The organism is Roseibium algicola (genome assembly GCF_001999245.1).
GTDB lineage: Bacteria > Pseudomonadota > Alphaproteobacteria > Rhizobiales > Stappiaceae > Roseibium > Roseibium algicola.
This window is the reverse complement of sequence record NZ_CP019630.1, coordinates 3,535,708-3,553,710: the sequence shown is the minus strand read 5'-3', so window position 1 is coordinate 3,553,710 and position 18,003 is coordinate 3,535,708. Positions and strand designations below refer to the sequence as shown.

Sequence of the window (18,003 nt, the reverse complement as noted above, 5' to 3'; positions counted from 1 at the left end):
CTCAATGGCCATTGCGGCCCAGTTATGCTGCAGCCATAGGTTCGGTGAACATCGCACCAAGCAGACGGTCGACATCCAGAATGACCATCAGGCGGCCGTCCAGACGATGGACGCCTCCGGAGATCTCGGCCCAACGGCGATCCAGGTTCGACGGGTTGGGCTCTGCAGATGCGGACGGCAGCGTCAGCACCTCACCAACCGTGTCGATGACAAGGCCGTAGCTTTCCTGCTTGTACTCGATGCCCACGGCCATCATCTGCCCTTCCTTCAGCGGAGGCAAGTGAAGGCGGCGGCGCATGTTGATTGCGGTGACGATGCGTCCACGCAGGTTCAGGACACCCTGAACCTCGGGTGCGGACATCGGCACGCGAGTTACGCTTTCCGGCACGAACACGTCGTGAACCTGGGAAATGGGCAGGCCGAACAGCTGGCCGCCGATGACGACGGTCACATACTGGATCATGTCACTTGCGGCTTTTTGCTCCGCGGTCAGTTTGTGTTCCAGCACACTCATGCTGCAGCTCCCATTTCACCGGAGAAGACGTCTTTCAGGGCGGCGATCAGGCCCGGACGGTCGAATTTGGCGACATAGTCGTCAAAGCCCGCCTGGCGGCCGCGTTCGATCGAGGCCGGCGTCACCATGGACGACAAGGCCAGGATCGGGATATTGCGGAACCGGGGATCGCGGCGCAGCGATTCACAGAACTCGAAGCCGTTGATTTCCGGCATTTCGATATCACTGACGATCGCATGGAACTTGTCGCCGTTTTCCAGAAGTTCGAACGCCTGATGCGGACCGGTACAGGTGGTCACATCGTAGCCGGCAGCCTTCAGAACCGGTGTCAGCATGTTGCGGAAGAAGGACGAGTCATCCACGAAGAGAACCTTCTTCGTCAGCGCCTCGATGTCCATTTCCTTGCGCATGAACCAGTCTTCAAAGGCCTGCGGCAGATAGTAGCCGAGGTCGATGATCTCGGTCGCACGTTCCTTCACCACGGCAGAGCCGAGGATGCCCGGACGTTCCGAACCGACTTCGATGTTCATGCGGTCCTCGACGATGTCGACGATCTCGTCGACCACGAGGCCCATGGAGCGTCCCGCATCGGAGAACACCAGCATTGGCTGCGTGCCTTCCGACTTGTGGCTGTCGCCTTCGTTCAGATAGACGAGCGGCATGAGCGCACCGCGGTACTGGACCAGATCGCGGCCGTTCGACCGTTCGATCTTGGAGACCTCGAACTCCTCCAGGCGCGTGACCAGAGACAGCGGCACGGCTTTCGGTTCCGGCGCACCGGCACGGAACAGCAGAAGCGAGATCGAGCTCTGGCCGGAAATCGCGCGGCTCTGCAGGTCTTCCCGTTCGTCTTCCTGGTTCTCTGTGACCGCGCTGGATGCATGACTTGCCATGGCACCGGCGATACCGTTCGGATCGATGATCATGATCACGGAACCGTCGCCCAGGATGGTGTTGCCGGAGAACATGCCGAGGTTGCGCAGCATCGTCGACATCGGCTTGACCACGATTTCCTCCGTATGGAAGACACCGTCGACAACCACGCCGAATGTCTGGCTCCCGACCTGCATGACAACGATAAAGCCGTTGTCCGCATCAATCGCCTCGTCCGCGTTTTCGCCCTCATAGATACCGAGGAGCTGGGACAGGTGCACCAGCGGCAGCAGCTTGTTGCGCAAGCGCAGGACCGGGGTGTCCTTGATCCGCTCTATACGGTGTTCCGAATTGGTCTGCACGCGGACCAGTTCGACAACGGAAAGCTGCGGGATGGCGAACCGGTCGCCGCCGGCTTCGACGATCAGCGTCGAAACAATGGCAAGCGTCAGCGGGATCTTGATGATGAAGCTCGAGCCCTTGCCCTGGGTAGAGCGCAGGTCGACAGTACCGCCGATCAGTTCGATGTTGTTGCGGACGACATCCATGCCGACGCCGCGGCCGGACACGCTCGTGACCTTTGCGGCCGTGGAGAACCCGGCTGCGAAGATGAACTTGTGGATCTGGGCGTCCGTCATCTTGTCGACTTCGGCTTCCGACGCCAGGCCGCGTTCCACGACCTTCGCCTTCACCTTGTCGACGTCGATGCCCTTACCGTCATCGCGAACTTCGATGATGATGTGGCCGCCTTCATGGTAAGCCGCCAGGGTAATGGTACCCTTTTCAGGCTTGCCTGCAGAGCGGCGCTCATCCGGGCGCTCAAGACCATGGTCGGCCGAGTTGCGGACCATGTGCGTGAGCGGGTCCTTGATCATCTCGAGAACCTGGCGGTCCAGTTCGGTATCCGCACCGATCATTTCCAGTTCGATCGGCTTTTCAAGTTCCTGGCTGAGATCGCGAACGATGCGCGGCAGTTTCTGCCAGGCATTGCCGATCGGCTGCATGCGCGTCGCCATGACGCCTTCCTGCAGTTCGGCAGTTACATTCGACAGACGCTGCAGCGGCACCTTGAATTCGCTGTCTTCATGGCGGCGTACGATTTCCAGAAGCTGGTTCCGGGTCAGCACCAGTTCGGACACCATGGTCATCAGGTGCTCGAGCGTGTCGACCGCAACGCGGATGCTCTGGTTGGAAACACCGCCACCGGAGGATTTCTTCTCGCCGCCTTCGCCGCCAGCCTTTTTCGCCGGGGCTTTCGCAGCCGCCTTGGCTTCTGCCTTGACCGCAACGGGAGCAGGCTCTGGCTCATCGGCTTCGTCGACGATCTCTTCGAGTTCCGGAACTTCCGGCTCGGCGACTTCGACTTCAACTTCGGTTTCGCGGAACGCGCGCTCCAGTTCGTCCAGCGACACTTCGCCAGGACGGAGCGGACGTTCAAGAGCTTGCTCGGCGGCAGCTTCTTCGGCAGGCGCTTCCGGCTCAGCCGCAACGGCTTCAGCCACAGGCGCTTCCGTGACGGCTGCGCCACCCTTCATGGCGGCATCAGCTTTCGCGGACATCTCTTCCAACTGGCCGATCAGCTCACTGTCGTCGCCTTGCGGCTCTTCGCCTTCGGCAGCTTCCAGTTCACCCAGAATGTCCTTGATCTGGTCGATCGAGGTCAGAATGAGGGAAACGGCTTCTTGCGTGACAGGAGCGCCATCGCGGAACTTGCCCATGAGGGTCTCAGCCGCATGCGCGATACCTTCAAGACGGGGAAGACCCAGGAAGCCACAGGTGCCCTTGATCGTGTGCACCAGGCGGAAAATATTATCTAGGATAGTCGCGTTGTTCGGTTCCTGCTCGAATTTTACGAGCTCAACGTCAACAACATCGAGACTTTCGTTCGTCTCTGTAATGAATTCCCTGAGGAGGTCGTCCATGGCCTGCTCTCACCCGACTTGTTACTGGTTCCGCATCCCAAAAGGGACGTCTGGACCGAGAAGTCCATGAGAGCTAGGTTGACGGCAAACAGTTAAGATACGCTGAAGCGGATGGAGACTTTTAGAGGCCTTGTTTATTCTGCCAAGAGGGCCGTTATTTTTACCAACTCTTCTTGTTTATCTATCGTTAATACCATGCCGCATTCACGGGCGAGCAGCAACGTGTAGATCGGCTGAACCGAGTGCGCATCGACCCGTTCAGGCTCTTCTCCGCTCAGAGTTTCCTTCATTCCGAGCGGAATGCGTGGATTGAGGCCGCTGGCCTGAAGCGTGAAGGACGGAGATTGTGGGTCGCCTTCCATTTCAACCTTGATTTCTCCACCACGCGGAACGCACTGGTTGGCGATGAGGATCAAGTTGAGAAGTAGTTTTACGTAGTTCTTCGGCATCAGGTGCCGGGTCAATTGCCAATTTAGATCGGATTTTTCGTTTTCCATGAACCCGGTGGCAACGACCTGAGCGTCCCCCAGGTCGATCTCCGCGCCTGCCGAGCCTGCAGCGCCGAAGGCAAGACGGGCGAACTGCAGTTTTGCAGATGCCTGGCGCGCACTCTTGCGGATGAGGTCCATGGCGAATTCACGCATGTCCTCCGACCCCTCCTCGTCCAGCACTTCCAACCCGTTGGTTATCGCCCCTACGGGAGAAATGATGTCGTGGCAGACGCGGCTGGCCACCAGGGCGGCAAGATCAAGAGAGGAAAGCTCTTTTAGTGCAGACATGGCGTTTTGAGGCTCTTCTTGAGGAGGCGGCGGAAACTGATTCGATATAGTGGTTGCAAGAGTTACACATCCGCACAGCGGCTGCCAAGGCAGCGGCGGACAGCAAACCATGTCATCCAGATGAAAGTTTGCCCCGAAATCCGCCTTTTCCGGCGTCCGGGAGCAGTTTAACCGGGTAACCACCTACCGCATCGGCACGCAGCCGACCCGTTCGGCATTGTCTTGGGCCGCCGTCATCAGCTGGCTGCCGTTGACGACGAACAGGAACCGGTTGACCACCGAATGGAAAAAGACCAGCCGTCCGTCGACAATGGCATAGATGAACGGATTGCCCGCCGTGCCAAAGCCTTCGGACAGCGCATACCCGCCGCAGGCGGCAAAAAGCGGTGCATAGGCTTCAGGATCCCGCTTGAAGGCGGCAAGATTGCCTTCATTGACGAAGATCCATTCCGTGCCACCCCATTTGTGCACATGGTTCCGCTTTCCCTTGCGCGGGTAACCATCGACGAAATAGCTCACCGGGTCATGTCCGCCGAGCGCGTATCCCGTGATCGGATCGGGAACGAAAACCTGGGGACGCGCGAAGACTTTCCCCGCAAAAAGACAGGAGAGCAGGATCAATACAGCACAAAGACATAACCTTGTCTTTTTTTGAGGCCAGCTTTCCATTGATTCGGCTTATGTAAGGTGCACCATCTCATGCGAATCAGCATGATATTGCATCAGTTTAACATTGCGGTCTGACCGAGCGGCAACAATCGGCGCGGCCAACAGATTTTGGGAGAATATCGAATGGCACAAAGTTCCCGGCGAGTTGTATCCCTGATATCGGCTGCGTTCCTGGCCTTGTGTGCATTTGCGTTTTCCAACCCGGCGTACTCCCAGAATTCCGGCAACGAGCCCATTCCGTCTGGACAAACCTACGACCAGGACGAAATCCTGCAGGCAGGCCACCAGTTCTTCGGCTCTGTTTCGGGTGGGCTTGCATCAGTCGTCGAGAAGGCCTTCTCCAGCTACGGCGAACCGAACGGTTACGTGCTCGGCGAAGAAGGCTCCGGAGCGCTCATCGCCGGCGCCCGCTATGGCGAAGGCAACCTCTACACACGCAACGCCGGCACTCACAAGCTGTTCTGGCAAGGCCCGTCCGTAGGCTGGGACTTTGGCGCGGATGGTGCGCGGGTGATGATGCTGGTCTATAACCTGCCCACCGTGAACTCCCTCTACACCCGCTTTGCCGGTGTCAACGGATCGGCTTACCTGGTCGGCGGGGTCGGCATGACCGTGCTCTTGAACAACGAAATCGTGCTGGTGCCTGTGCGCGCCGGTGTCGGCGCCCGTCTCGGGCTGAACATGGGATACCTGAAGTTCACCGACAAGCCGACCTGGAACCCGTTCTGATCGGACCGGAAAGGCGGCTGTCGCAACCTGGCGACGAAGACGGGTTGCATTCGTTCCACGCAGGACACTTGGCGGCAGGGCGACTGTCGTCTAATGATGGAGTTGTGGGCGTTTTTTAGAACGTAACCGGGAGCCGGACTTGATTGAAGCAGCGATGTATGTGGCGCTGGGGTTTTGCACCGCCGGCCTGATCGGACTGGCAATCCTGCCTGCATTTTACCGCCGGGCCGCCCGACTGACCGAAGAAGCCCTGCGCGCCGTCAATCCGACCAGTTACGCCGAAGTCCGCGCTGCCCAGGATCAGGAACGCGCGCGCCACGCGGTAGAATTGCGCCGTGTCGAGAAGCGTCTCGACAACGAACGTGAGAAGGCTGCGAAGTTTCAGCTCGAAACCACACTGATGCGGGCGGAAGTTGAAGCGCTGACGAAATCTCACAAGGAAACGATTTCCGGCCTGGAAGCCAAGGTCGCCGCCCAGGCAAGTGATCAGCACGCTGTCGACATGCTGTCGTCCGAAGTGACCTCCCTGAAAAAGAAGCTGTCGGAAGCCGAACGGGCTCTTGCGGAAAGCTGGACCAAGGCTCCCGAAGACACGCCTGCCGAGGCGAAGCCGGAAGAACCCGCAGAAGACGACAGCGGCTGGCTGCCGGCGTCCGGCACCATGGCACTTGCCACAATCACCGGACTTGAAGCGGAAGTTGCCACTTTGAAGGCCAAGCTGGCCCGGTATGAGCCGACAGTTGCAGGCCAGATGGACGCTGTGCGCAGCGAAACCGCAAAGACAAGGCTCGCCGAACTGGAAGCCCAATTGGTCGACACGGAATCCAACTATGTGTCCGCACAGGCTGAAGTCACCCGTCTGTCGCTGATGCTGGACGCAGCCAGGCTTCCGGAAAACGAGCGCCAGAAACATCTTGATGCCGAGCTGGAAAAGCTTTCCGGCGAAGCCGCCCGCTACCAGGCCGACGCTGCTGAAAAAGACCGTGCGCTTCAGCGGATCACCGCCCAGATGGCAAAGCTGCAGAAGGACCTGTCCTCGGTTCCAGCTCTCGTGGATCTGCGCCGCGATTTCCGCGCCCTTGCCGAAAAGCTGACCGGTCAGGCGTCTCCAGCCGTCAATGCTTCTGCCGCAGGCGCTCCCGCAAAGCCGGCACTGCCTTTCGTCCCGGTTTCTCTTCAGACCAAGGACAGCCCGCCGGAAGATCGCAACCGGCCTGAGGCATCCTCCAAGGAAAATCTGCAGGCAGACGCGGACCAGGGCACGGCACAAGCACAATCAAGATCCGGCGATATCGCCAACGCGGCTGAAGCGCTGGTAAGCAGGATCGTTGCTTCCAGCCGGAACAAGCCAAAGCCGGAGGCGGAAACAACGCCTGCAAGTACCGGCGCCGCGCAAGACAGCGACCGGAAAACGAAAGCCACGAAACAAAAAAAGAAAGATGTGGCTTGATCTGAGCAGGTCGCTCCGGTCATCTAGTCCGATGGACATTCGTCCGAATATTGAACGAACCTGACGCGCTGCTGCTCTTCGCCCGCATTTCCGTTTGCAGATGCAGGAACGCAGCCAGCCCGTCATGCACAGGATGAGTCTGCCGTACATGTTGATCGAACGCCACAACGCCATTCTCGAACTCGCACGGCAGATGGGCCGCGTCAGCGTCGACGATCTCGCCCGGCGGTTTGATGTCAGCCCGCAGACGATCCGCAAGGACCTCAACGAGCTTTGCGACCGGCGCCTGCTGGCGCGCACCCACGGCGGGGCCCTGCTGTCGTCCGGCATCGAAAATGTCGGCTACGAGGCGCGCAGGATCATCTCCAGCAGGGAAAAGGCAGACATCGGCGAGAAGGTTGCCTCGCTCATTCCTGACAACGCGTCCATCTTCATCAACATCGGCACCACCACGGAAGCCGTCGCACAGGCGCTGCTCCAGCATCGCGGCCTGATGGTGATCACCAACAACATCAACGTCGCCAGCCTGATGCGCGGCTATTCCCAGATCGAGGTGGTGATTGCCGGTGGCGTGTTGCGCCATTCCGACGGCGGCATTGTCGGCGAGGCCGCGGTGGACTTCATGCGCCAGTTCAAGGTCGATTTTGCCGTCATCGGCGCTTCCGCGATCGATCCCGACGGCTCCCTGCTCGATTACGACTACCGGGAAGTGAAAGTCACCAAGACCATCATGGACAACGCCAGGCACGTCATTCTGGCCGCCGACAGCACCAAGTTCGAGCGCACTGCACCGGTCCGTGTCGGACACCTGCGACAGGTCACTACTTTCGTAACGGATTATTGCCCCTCGCCAGATTTCGCGCAGATCGCGCAAGACGCAGAAGTCGAACTGATCGAGACCGGCCAGCAGGAAGACAGCACTGCCGGCTAATCGAACACAGCACTCCGTGTAACCGGTGCACAAACGGGTGGAGAACCCTGTGCGCAGGATGTGGATATGCTGTTTGTGCCTTGGGGAGAAATGGCACGCCCAACGGGACTCGAACCCGTGTTTCCGCCGTGAAAGGGCGGCGTCCTAGACCGCTAGACGATGGGCGCGCGGGGCTTGAGAAGCTCAGTGTCTCAAGCCGAGGACCGTGCGTATACGGCTGCATGACAAAAGACGCAAGCCCTAATTTTCATTTTTCTGTCACATGCCTGTTCATAACCGCGCGCGACACGCGCGACGCTACGTCAGCGTGCCACAAAATCCGTGCGGCCCAGTTGCTTGCCCGTGACGGGATCGAAGCGCAGTAGCGCCGTCTTGCTGCCTTCGCGCACCAGAACCAGCAAGAGACCGTTCGAAAGGTCGGCATGCAAAATTTCCGCGTCAGCGCCAACTGCCACTGTTGCGGCATATTGATCGGCTGAAACATCGGACTTATTGGAGTTGATCTTGTAGAGAATTGCTGCAAAGACAGCGATAAAGCCGGCGATCATGACGAGGGACGAGCCGAGCAACAAACGCTTCAGTTTGGCCTGGATGCGTTCGGCCGCAGGATCAAGCGGCTTTTCACCCGGCCCCTCATCCCGATAATCAGGTTGTGACATGACAGACAATTCCCTCGAGTATCCGGCCGGTCTGGACCAGGATTTCAGTTTAACAGTTGATGCAGCCGATGCCGGGAAACGGCTGGATGCGGTGCTGGCGGCTCATCTGGAAGCCTTTAGCCGCAACAGGATCCAGTCCCTGATCAAGTCCGGGGACGTCACCGTCGGCGGCGCGAAAATAGTGGAGCCGAAATACCGGGTCAATGAAGGCGATGCCCTGACCCTCACTTTGCCGCAGGCAGAAGACCCGGAGCCCAAGGGCGAGGACATCCCCGTCTCGGTCGTCTTTGAGGACGAACACCTTATCGTGGTAGACAAACCGGCGGGGCTTGTCGTCCATCCTGGTGCCGGCAACTGGACCGGCACCCTCGTCAATGCACTCATCCATCATTGCGGTGACAGCCTTTCCGGCATCGGCGGCGTGAAGCGCCCCGGCATCGTTCACAGGATCGACAAGGACACCTCCGGACTGCTTGTCGTCGCCAAGACCGACCAGGCTCACAAGGGCCTTGCAGCCCAGTTTGCCGACCACGGCCGCACCGGACCGCTGGAACGCGCCTATTCGGCTCTGGTCTGGGGGGCACCCTCCGGCCTGAAAGGCACGATCAATGCCAATCTGGCCCGTTCACAGGCAAACCGTCAGAAGATTGCCGTCGTCAAGACGTCCGGCCGCCACGCCATCACACACTGGCAGGTGAAGGAGCGCTTCGGCAACGCCGAACAGCCTGCGCTCGCCTCGCTGCTGGAATGCCGCCTTGAAACCGGACGCACCCACCAGATCCGCGTGCACATGGCCCACATTGGCCATCCGCTGATCGGAGACGATGATTACGGGTCGGGTTTCAAGACCAAGGCAAACAGGCTCGATGAGCCGCTCAAAAGCCTCGTGAACGGTTTTCACAGGCAAGCCCTGCATGCCGGCCTGCTGGCTTTCGAACACCCGGAAAATGGTAAAACCTTGCGCTTTGAGAGCCCTTACCCGGATGATTTCGCAAATCTTTTGTCCGGATTACAAAAATTTTAGGATGCGTTTTCGTTTTCTGACCATGCAATCGGCCAATTTGGACCTATATTAGAAGCTCTTGTGTGCCTGTACGGACACTATTGTGCGTCCGCCTTCCCTCAAAAATGGCTTGCTTGCGTATCACTGCGGGGCAGCGGGAGGAAGGGGTCGCAAACTTGACGAAAGGGGGTGCATGTTATGGCCCAGAACGTTCCGACGCTTACAGCAGGGGAAGGCGGTCTTAGCCGGTATCTGGACGAGATCCGCAAGTTTCCGATGCTTCAGCCGCAGGAAGAGTACATGCTCGCCAAGCGCTACAAAGAGCATGAAGACCCTGAAGCTGCAGAACGCCTAGTCAATTCCCATCTACGCCTCGTCGCCAAGATTGCCATGGGTTACCGCGGGTATGGCCTGCCGATTGGAGAAGTCGTTTCCGAAGGCAACGTCGGCCTGATGCAAGCGGTCAAGCGCTTTGAACCGGACAAGGGGTTCCGGCTCGCGACCTATGCCATGTGGTGGATCAAGGCGGCTATTCAGGAATATATCCTGCGCTCATGGTCCCTCGTGAAAATGGGGACCACGGCCAACCAGAAACGCCTGTTCTTCAACCTGCGTCGCCTCAAGGGCAAGATCCAGGCGCTGGACGAAGGCGATCTGAAGCCGCATCAGGTCTCTGAGATTGCCACCAAACTCGGGGTATCCGAGGAGGAAGTGGTGTCCATGAACCGCCGTCTGGGCGGCGATGCCAGCCTGAATGCGCCCGTGCGCGCGGAAGCTGATGCCGGTGAATGGCAGGACTGGCTTGTCGATGAAAGCGACAGTCAGGAAACCCTGCTTGCCAATCAGGAAGAGCTGGACATGCGTCGCAAGATGTTGAACGACGCGATGGACGTGCTCAACGAGCGCGAACGGCGCATCTTTGAAGCACGTCGCCTGGCCGAAGACCCGATGACGCTGGAAGACCTTTCGGGCGAATTCGGTGTCAGCCGCGAGCGCGTCCGCCAGATCGAGGTTCGCGCTTTCGAAAAGGTTCAGAAAGCCGTGCGCAACAGCGCCCGCACAATGGACCAGCCCGCCGCCTGAGATAGCCGAACCTGGAAGAGACAAAAAAGCGCTGGAGCCCAGGCTCCAGCGCTTTTCTTTTTGCTTGAAAGTCCTTCCCGGTGTCATCCCGGACGCAGCGCAGCGAAGATCCGGGATCGGAGAGCCCGGAAGCCATCGCCTGAAAACCACAGACACTCACAGAGACTTCCGCCTCCCCGGCCCCGGCTCGCGCTACGCTTGGCCGAGGTGACGACGGAGAGAGGGAGCTTCTTTGCCGGTGGTCAGAAGCGTTGGAGACTGGCTCCAGCGCCGTCTTGTCCCTGGCAACGTTCCTTCAACCCCTCAGCGAATTTCGGCTGTGTAGCTCTCCACCGGCACGACCTTGCTGATCAGACCGGCTTCGGCCATGAATTCCGCAAAGCGCTGGTAGCGGCCTTCATCAAGTGCAGCCGGACGCTTGGCGAACCGCGGCAACGTATCGAACCATGCCCGCCTGTTCAGCTCGTCATTGAGGTTCGGATACGCTTCTATGAAGGCATTCCAGGCTTCTTCCGGGTGATTGCTCAGATAGATGGTGGCCGCCTCCACGGCTGCCAGGAACTTGGCGAAGCGTGGATCGTCCGTCTTGTCCTTGTTGACGACATAGATCAGCTCATCAAAGATCGGCACACCGTTTTCTTCGGGGAAGAAAGCCTTGCCGGGTTTGCCTTCGATTTCGAGCTGGGTGAGCTCGAAATTGCGATATGCGCCGATCACCGCATCCACCTGACCGGCAAGCAGAGAGCCTGACAACGCGAAATTGACGTTCACCAGCTCGACATCATCCATGGTCAAACCGGCCGAACGCAGCATCTGGCCCAGCATCGCGTCCTCGAAGCCGGACACGGAAAATCCGACACTCTTGCCCTTGAGGTCCTTCAGTTCCTGTATCGGGCCGTCCTTGAGCACGATGAGAGAATTGAGGGGCGTTTCCACCAGCGTACCGATCCATTTCAGCGGCAGCTCTTCCTCGATTTGCGCATGAAGCGTCGGCTGATAGGACACCGCGATATCGCCCTGCCCGGCAGCAACCAGTTTCGGCGGCATTGCCGGGTCCGCCGGTTCGATGATCTCTACCTCGAGGCCTTCTGCCTCGAAGAAACCCTTGGTCTGCGCAGTTACCAGCGGAGCGTGATCCGGATTGATGAACCAGTCGAGCAGCAAGGTCAGTTTCTCACTGGCCTGTACCGGCCCCGATGCCAGCAGCCCGGCCGCCAATGCTAGTGACAGGATTTGTTTTTTCATGAGGTCCTCCGTAGAGCGGCAGCTAGGTGAGCGGCTGCCAGGGAACAAGAAGTCGGGTGAGATGGTTCACGGCAAAGCGCATGATCAGCACCATCGCCGCGAGCAGGATCAGGGCGGCGAACATCATGTCCGCCTGCATCCGGTTGCTGCTTTGAAGCATGATGAAGGCAAGGCCTCCTTTTGCCCCGGCCCATTCGCCGATGATCGCCCCCATGGGAGCGAACACCGCGGCCACCCGCAGGCCGGAGGCAAACGCCGGCAAGCCTGACGGCAGGCGAAAGAACCAGAGTTCCTTCAGGCGAGACAGACGATAAAGCCGGGCGAGATCGCACAAACCCGGGTCAAGCCGCTGCAGGCCATCGAAAAACGTCGATGTGACCGTGAAGAAGATGACCAGGATGATGACGACGATCTTGGAGGCCAGCCCGAAACCGAGCCAGAGCACCAGGATCGGCGCGATTGCGAAAACAGGCAGGGCCTGCGTCACCAGAATGGGCGGCATGGCAAATCTTGCAGCAATCGGAAACAGCCACAAAAGAACGGATAGCAATGCCCCAGCGGCTGCCCCCAGCACAAACCCGAGCACCGTCTCATAGGCGGTGATGCCGGCATGATGCAGAAGGAAGCCTGCGTGTTTGACAAAGGCTGTAAAGACGCGGTCCGGACCCGGCAGGATATAATGCTGGGTGTCGAACACATGGACGATTGCCGCCCAGATAGCGACAGTCAGCAGGAGGCCGAGTATGGTCCTGGCAACAGCTTTCACAAACGCCATCATCCCGCAGCCCCCGCCGCCATTGGCCAACAGGAACGCATGAAAGCCGATACCGGCATTCGGATGTGCGGCGACCGCAGTGGTCGCAGACAAGTACGCATAGGATCTCCCGTCTTCGGACAAGCCGAAAATGACAATGGAGATCCGGGAATAGGCTAAGGATTCCGTCCCTTCGCCGGCATGACCCGGATCAGGTTCTAAGGGTTCGGCATTACGCCATCTCAGCTCCGGTAACCGGAACACCCCTCGGACCAAGGCGGACCATGCCTTGTGTGACGGAAAAAGGCAAGCCGCCGTGAGGCGGCTTCTTCAGATTTTGAAAGGAGGCAGGCTGGCGCTTAGCCGGCTTGCCAGGACGTGATCGCCTTTTCTACGGCTTCTGCACCGGCGGTTCCCTTTTCCAGGGTCAGGATGCCGCGCTTGCCGTTTTCGTAAAGCATCGGAATGTCGATCCAGCCGCGTTCACGCAGCAGGGCGAGATTGCGTTGCTGCTCGTTCGGCAAGCTGGAAAGGGCAATCCAGAAAAAGCCCGGAGACACTTTCACGGAAGCGCCGATCAGCGCATCGCCACGAGCTTCTTCCGTAGGCTTCATGACCAAGCCTGGCACGTTGACGACGTCACCCGGAGCGAAGTTTTCCGGGAACTCGTACTTGATCTCGACCAGATGGCTGGCGGGCAAGGAAGTATCGTCATTCGGCTTGATGCGAATGTCGACCTTCACATCCCGCTCGGGGATTTCAATGGAGGCGCTCAGAACCGCGAGAGCCTTGCCGTCCAGATTCGTTTCTTCATCGACACCCCAAACGACAGCGCCTTGCGCAGCCGTTCCGGCACCGCCGGACTCTTCCCCTTCTTCGTAAAGGATAGAGCGCTGCACCGAGGAATCCGCCGCCGTGGCGGACGGAGCCGGTGAAGTTTCGTCAGGCGAAATGGCCGAGAGATTGTCTTCCGGCACCGCAATCGGGCTTTCGGTGGTCGCAGAAGACTGATCGTTTTCTCCGCTCGTCACGATGGACGGCTGGGAAGGTTCGGGCGCAGCGGAAGCTGGTGTATCGACCTGCGGTGTATCGGCCGGCGCAGGCGAATCAGACTGTCCGGTAATCGTCGTCGTGGTTACCGTACGTGCATCCGGGGCAACCACATCCGTCTCGCCTTCGTTCAACAGGCGGTCGGTGTTTTTCGAAGGCTCTTCACCTTCTCCAGCAGGGGCAGCGGTCGAAGGCTCCGGCGTGGTGTCCGGCTGCGTATCGACAGGCGTTTGCGAAGAAGACGCGACCGGCACGTTGCCGCTATCGGCTGTCTCATCGCCCGCAGGCATCAGGAAATAGGCTCCAGCGCCCAGGAGCACCAGCAACAGGACACCCGCAGCAATGACGATCGGAACGGTGCGGCTGCCGGATGAATCACCACGCAGCGCATCCGAAGCACTCGGCTTGGCGCGCTTGGAGCGGCTTTTCTTGGAGGCCGACTTGTCCTTCGGCTTGGCTGTCTCGTCGCCTGGATAAGCCTGATCGGCGGTATCGGCCGCACCGGTGGTATCCGCAGGCTCGAACAGACCATCATCTGCCTGATCCGGCTGCACAGGTCCGCCGAAAGAGGGCTCCTGGCGCACAGGCGCAGCGCCCGGGTCGGCAGCTTCCTTGGCGTGGTGAACAGCCTGGCTGGCCGCGGTACCAAGCGCTTCGGCCTGTGTCAGGGTTTCCTTCAAGGGCGACGGAGCCGGGGTATCCACCACCGGTGCTGCAGTTGTTTCAGGTTCCTGTGGTGCAGGCGCAGGCGCTTCCGGCGCAGCCTCTGCCACCGGTTCAGCCGGAGGCGGTGTCACGGGCGGCGCGGAAACCTGCGGCGCCGGGGTCGGCGTTTCGACCTTCGGAACTGTGGGGCTGAGACCGAGGCTTTCGCGGGCGGCTTCGGCCTCCACCTTGCGAATGGCTTCTTCCAGACGCAGCTGCTCGGCCGTGATCTCGGACGGCGCCAGCGGCGGCTCATAGGCTTTCAGCTGATTGACGATGGCATTGCGCGCACGGCTGTAAACGCTTCTGCGTGCAGCACCATTGTTTTCAGGTAAAGACGCGATCGTTTTCTTCAGAATTGAATAGTAATCAGCCATCTTCCTGCCTACCGGCCGACTGCAAGGATCTGTTCTGCGGGCCCGAGATTTCGTTTCATTCTCAGGCTTATAGCAAGTTTTTCGAAAACCGGTGCTATTTCTTCAATAACTTCGCCGCGACAGAGAACCTCGCAGTACCCTTTTTCTAACACAGATTGTTTGTTCGGCACACACATGGAACGCCGAAAACGAAAGGTGGTTGCGTGCGGTGATTCGCAGCACGCAACCGCAGTCCTTAATAATGTGCTTCTAACGTCACAGATCTCAATCCTGGAAGGGATTCTGCACAAGAATTGTGTCGTCGCGTTCCGGACTTGTCGACAGAAGAGCGACCGGAGCACCGATCAGTTCTTCGACGTGACGCACATATTTGATCGCCTGCGCCGGCAGATCGGCCCAGGTGCGAGCACCTTCGGTCGATTCCTTCCAGCCCGGCAGGCTTTCGTAAATCGGCTTCACGCGCTCCTGGGCACCCTGCGAAGCCGGCAGATAATCGATGCGCTCGCCGTCCAGTTCGTAGCCGATGCAGATCTTGATTTCATCAAGACCGTCCAGAACATCCAGCTTGGTCAGCGCGATGCCGGTGATGCCCGAGGTGCAGACGGTCTGGCGCACCAGCACAGCGTCGAACCAGCCGCAGCGGCGGCGGCGGCCGGTAACCGTACCGAACTCGTGACCGCGCGTACCGAGGAACTCGCCGATCTCGTCCTTCAGTTCGGTCGGGAACGGGCCCTCGCCGACGCGTGTCGTATAGGCCTTGGTAATACCGAGCACATAGTTGATCGAATTCGGGCCAAGGCCACTGCCTGCCGCAGCCTGGCCGGCGACCGTGTTGGACGACGTCACGAAGGGATAGGTGCCGTGGTCGATGTCGAGCAACGCGCCCTGTGCACCTTCGAAAAGGATACGCTTGCCCTGACGGCGCAGATCGTCCAGCAGGTACCAGACCTTGTCCATGTAGGGCAGGACCTTGTCCGCAACGCTGGCGAGTTCGTCGTAGATCGCCTGTGCGGAAACCTCATCCTGGCCAAGCCCCCGGCGCAGCGCATTGTGGTGCGTCAGCAAGCGGTCGATCTTGGCTGGCAGAGTGGCAAGGTTCTTCAGGTCCATCAAACGGATAGCGCGGCGGCCAACCTTGTCTTCATACGCCGGTCCTATACCGCGCTTGGTGGTGCCGATGCGCGTTCCGGTGTTGGAATTCTCGCGCAACGCATCAAGCTCGCGGTGCAGAGACAGGATCAGCGTTGCGTTCTCGGCAACACGCAGGCTTTCCGGCGTCACCACGACGCCCTGCTTGCTGAGGCGTTCGACTTCCTCTGCCAGCGCATGCGGATCCAGCACGACGCCGTTGCCGATGACGGACAGCTTGCCTTCGCGTGCAACCCCGGACGGCAGGAGAGACAGCTTGTAGCTGACACCGTCGATGACAAGGGTATGACCGGCATTGTGCCCGCCCTGGAACCTTACGATGACATCGGCTTGTTCCGACAACCAGTCGACAATCTTGCCTTTGCCTTCGTCACCCCATTGCGAACCGACAACAACCACATTCGCCATCTAGACTTTGCTCTCCTGAAGCAGCTTCCGCACCATCCGAAACTTGTCCGGGGCGCCAACACGACAAGCCCCGGCAACCGGACCGGGGCAAACGGCGCGGACTATAGACAGGTTTCCCCGCTCTTGCGAGTCTCCGCAGGGAGATTGAGAGCCAAAAGCAGGTTTTTTTGCCAGCTCTCCTGATCGGCCCGGTCACCCCTGTGACAATTGACCAGTCATACCGTGCACCTGAACGGACTTTTCCCGGATTAGACTGTATTTGCGGCAATGTAGCGACGGCAGATTATTTAGCCGGCGGCTCACCTGCATCCGGCTTGTCGTTGCGCGCAAGCCTGAAAATCATCGGCGACGTGCGCAGCAGCCAGACAAAGCGATGCCGCTTGCTTGCGGGAACAGCGTCCCGGCTGACGATCCGCGCGAAGATGAACACCACGAGCGACAGGTGCAGTGTGGCGGTATAGAGGAAGAAGGCCGAGGGGCCGAATTGCTCCATCACCAGTGAGGCAATGAACGGCCCCGCCATGGCGCCGACGCCATAGGCAAGTGTGAGCCCCGCCACTACATCGATGAATTGCCCCGGCTCGGCATTGTCGTTGGCATGGGCCGCACAAAGCGAATAGAGCGGCAGGGCAAATCCGCCAAACAGGAAGACGCCTGCAAAAAGCTCCAGCCGGGTCGAAGACCCCGATATAAAGAGACAGGCAAGCCCGGCACCGACGGTAAAGACACCGAGCACGACACGCCGGTCGAGCCGGTCGGACAGCCAGCCTGCGGGATACTGGAAGATCGCCCCGGCAAAGACCCAGATCGCGATGAACGCGGCAACCGTTTCAAGCCCCAGTCCAATTCCTTCCGCATAAACCGGGCCAACCATGCGGAACGCACCGTTTGTGAGGCCAATGGTGAAGACGGCGACAAGGGCGACCGGAGACACGCGCCACAACATGAGCGGATCGAAGAACCGCGCGGGCGGCGCTGCGGGATTGCGCTCACTTGTCAGGGAGATCGGCACCAGCGCGAAACAGAACAGGATGGCCAGAACGATCAGAATATCCGGACCAAGCGGACCGAACGCGGGCAGCATGAACTGGCTGCCCATGACGGCGATCATGTCGACTATCCGGTAGACGGAAAGGATCCGCCCGCGGGACGAATTGGTGGCGATGGAATTGAGCCAGCTTTCCAGAACCATCGTCGTGCCGCAAAAAGCCGCCCCGCTCACCAGACGCACGACCATCCAGAGCCAGCCGGCAGGTGTGAAGGCAATCGCCAGAATGGCGATGGCGCTGATTGCAGCCAGCGTGGAAAAGACGCGAATGTGCCCTGCCCGTGCGATCAGAAACGGTGTCAGCAGCACACCCACGATCATGCCGCCGAAATAGCACGACCCCAGCAACCCGATGAGCGCATCGGACATGCCTTCCGATTTGGCACGCACCGAAATCATTGTCACGGAAAGTCCGTTCGCACCCAGGAGGCAAGCGGCAGCAACCAGCAACGGTGTCAAACGTCCGGCAAGCGATCTGGAATCCGCTGCGGGGGCAACCTGGGTCATGAATGAAGAACTCTTCCGAGCAGCCGAAGAAAACGCGGCCTCGATACTGTTGCCGGAGTGAACCGACTGCGCAAGCCCAGGACCGACGCTTGCACAGACAAAACGGACAGGCCGCCTCAATTCGTTGTCGAAAGCAGGAAGGCAACCC

At 59.5% G+C, this 18,003-nt stretch carries 15 protein-coding genes, 1 tRNA gene and 1 riboswitch; of the genes, 5 read left to right on the top strand and 11 right to left on the bottom strand.

The features are described from left to right. Nucleotides 1-22: 22 nt before the first annotated feature. The 4 genes from B0E33_RS16520 to B0E33_RS16505 form a co-directional block, all read right to left on the bottom strand. Nucleotides 23-514 carry a chemotaxis protein CheW gene (locus B0E33_RS16520; RefSeq protein ID WP_023003411.1) on the bottom strand — a complete coding sequence of 164 codons (492 nt, stop codon included), beginning with the start codon at nucleotides 512-514 and terminating at the stop codon, nucleotides 23-25. After that, entirely contained in the window at nucleotides 511-3,309 is a 2,799-nt protein-coding gene (locus B0E33_RS16515) for a hybrid sensor histidine kinase/response regulator (protein WP_055661212.1), read from the bottom strand. Before B0E33_RS16515 ends, B0E33_RS16520 begins: the two co-directional genes overlap by 4 nt. A gap of 134 nt (nucleotides 3,310-3,443) precedes the next feature. Further along, nucleotides 3,444-4,088 carry a histidine phosphotransferase ChpT gene (gene chpT, locus B0E33_RS16510; protein WP_023003413.1) on the bottom strand — a complete coding sequence of 215 codons (645 nt, stop codon included), beginning with the start codon at nucleotides 4,086-4,088 and terminating at the stop codon, nucleotides 3,444-3,446. Between the two features lie 183 nt (nucleotides 4,089-4,271). After that, nucleotides 4,272-4,607: an eL24 family ribosomal protein gene (locus B0E33_RS16505; protein WP_208984764.1), complete on the bottom strand. Its 336-nt coding sequence runs from the start codon at nucleotides 4,605-4,607 to the stop codon at nucleotides 4,272-4,274. A 273-nt stretch (nucleotides 4,608-4,880) separates the two neighbouring features. Here B0E33_RS16505 and B0E33_RS16500 point away from each other — a divergent pair, with 273 nt between their 5' ends. The 3 genes from B0E33_RS16500 to B0E33_RS16490 all read left to right on the top strand — a co-directional run bounded on the left by B0E33_RS16500 (nucleotide 4,881) and on the right by B0E33_RS16490 (nucleotide 7,867). Then, complete coding sequence (locus B0E33_RS16500) at nucleotides 4,881-5,486, top strand: DUF1134 domain-containing protein (protein WP_023003415.1); 606 nt, start codon at nucleotides 4,881-4,883, stop codon at nucleotides 5,484-5,486. 139 nt (nucleotides 5,487-5,625) lie between these two features. After that, nucleotides 5,626-6,936: a coiled-coil domain-containing protein gene (locus B0E33_RS16495; RefSeq protein ID WP_208997641.1), complete on the top strand. Its 1,311-nt coding sequence runs from the start codon at nucleotides 5,626-5,628 to the stop codon at nucleotides 6,934-6,936. A 148-nt stretch (nucleotides 6,937-7,084) separates the two neighbouring features. Further along, entirely contained in the window at nucleotides 7,085-7,867 is a 783-nt protein-coding gene (locus B0E33_RS16490) for a DeoR/GlpR family DNA-binding transcription regulator (protein WP_055661274.1), read from the top strand. Nucleotides 7,868-7,958: 91 nt separating this feature from the next. Here B0E33_RS16490 and B0E33_RS16485 read toward each other — a convergent pair. Together B0E33_RS16485 and B0E33_RS16480 are read right to left on the bottom strand one after the other, a co-directional pair. Beyond that, nucleotides 7,959-8,034: transfer RNA gene (locus tag B0E33_RS16485), tRNA-Glu, on the bottom strand. 135 nt (nucleotides 8,035-8,169) lie between these two features. Beyond that, nucleotides 8,170-8,526 carry a hypothetical protein gene (locus B0E33_RS16480; RefSeq protein WP_077291779.1) on the bottom strand — a complete coding sequence of 119 codons (357 nt, stop codon included), beginning with the start codon at nucleotides 8,524-8,526 and terminating at the stop codon, nucleotides 8,170-8,172. On the opposite strand from B0E33_RS16480, the gene B0E33_RS16475 reads away from it, so the two are divergent. Next, nucleotides 8,525-9,550 (top strand): RluA family pseudouridine synthase, encoded by a 1,026-nt coding sequence (locus B0E33_RS16475; RefSeq protein ID WP_077291778.1) that lies wholly within the window; start codon nucleotides 8,525-8,527, stop codon nucleotides 9,548-9,550. The genes B0E33_RS16480 and B0E33_RS16475 overlap by 2 nt on opposite strands. 177 nt (nucleotides 9,551-9,727) lie before the next feature. After that, complete coding sequence (rpoH, locus tag B0E33_RS16470; RefSeq protein ID WP_023003423.1) at nucleotides 9,728-10,612, top strand: RNA polymerase sigma factor RpoH; 885 nt, start codon at nucleotides 9,728-9,730, stop codon at nucleotides 10,610-10,612. A 303-nt stretch (nucleotides 10,613-10,915) separates the two neighbouring features. On the opposite strand, the gene B0E33_RS16465 is transcribed toward rpoH, so the two are convergent. The 5 genes from B0E33_RS16465 to B0E33_RS16445 form a co-directional block, all read right to left on the bottom strand. Beyond that, nucleotides 10,916-11,857 carry an ABC transporter substrate-binding protein gene (locus B0E33_RS16465; protein WP_023003424.1) on the bottom strand — a complete coding sequence of 314 codons (942 nt, stop codon included), beginning with the start codon at nucleotides 11,855-11,857 and terminating at the stop codon, nucleotides 10,916-10,918. A gap of 22 nt (nucleotides 11,858-11,879) precedes the next feature. Continuing rightward, nucleotides 11,880-12,725, bottom strand: a complete 846-nt coding sequence (locus B0E33_RS16460; protein ID WP_322853542.1) for an ABC transporter permease — start codon at nucleotides 12,723-12,725, stop codon at nucleotides 11,880-11,882. Nucleotides 12,726-12,782: 57 nt separating this feature from the next. After that, nucleotides 12,783-12,889: riboswitch (TPP riboswitch) on the bottom strand. An 81-nt stretch (nucleotides 12,890-12,970) separates the two neighbouring features. Then, nucleotides 12,971-14,743: a hypothetical protein gene (locus B0E33_RS16455; RefSeq protein WP_077291777.1), complete on the bottom strand. Its 1,773-nt coding sequence runs from the start codon at nucleotides 14,741-14,743 to the stop codon at nucleotides 12,971-12,973. Between the two features lie 264 nt (nucleotides 14,744-15,007). Next, nucleotides 15,008-16,300 (bottom strand): adenylosuccinate synthase, encoded by a 1,293-nt coding sequence (locus B0E33_RS16450; RefSeq protein ID WP_023003427.1) that lies wholly within the window; start codon nucleotides 16,298-16,300, stop codon nucleotides 15,008-15,010. A gap of 283 nt (nucleotides 16,301-16,583) precedes the next feature. Continuing rightward, nucleotides 16,584-17,855, bottom strand: coding sequence for an MFS transporter (locus tag B0E33_RS16445; protein WP_077291776.1), 1,272 nt, complete (start codon nucleotides 17,853-17,855; stop codon nucleotides 16,584-16,586). Nucleotides 17,856-18,003 lie beyond the last annotated feature (148 nt).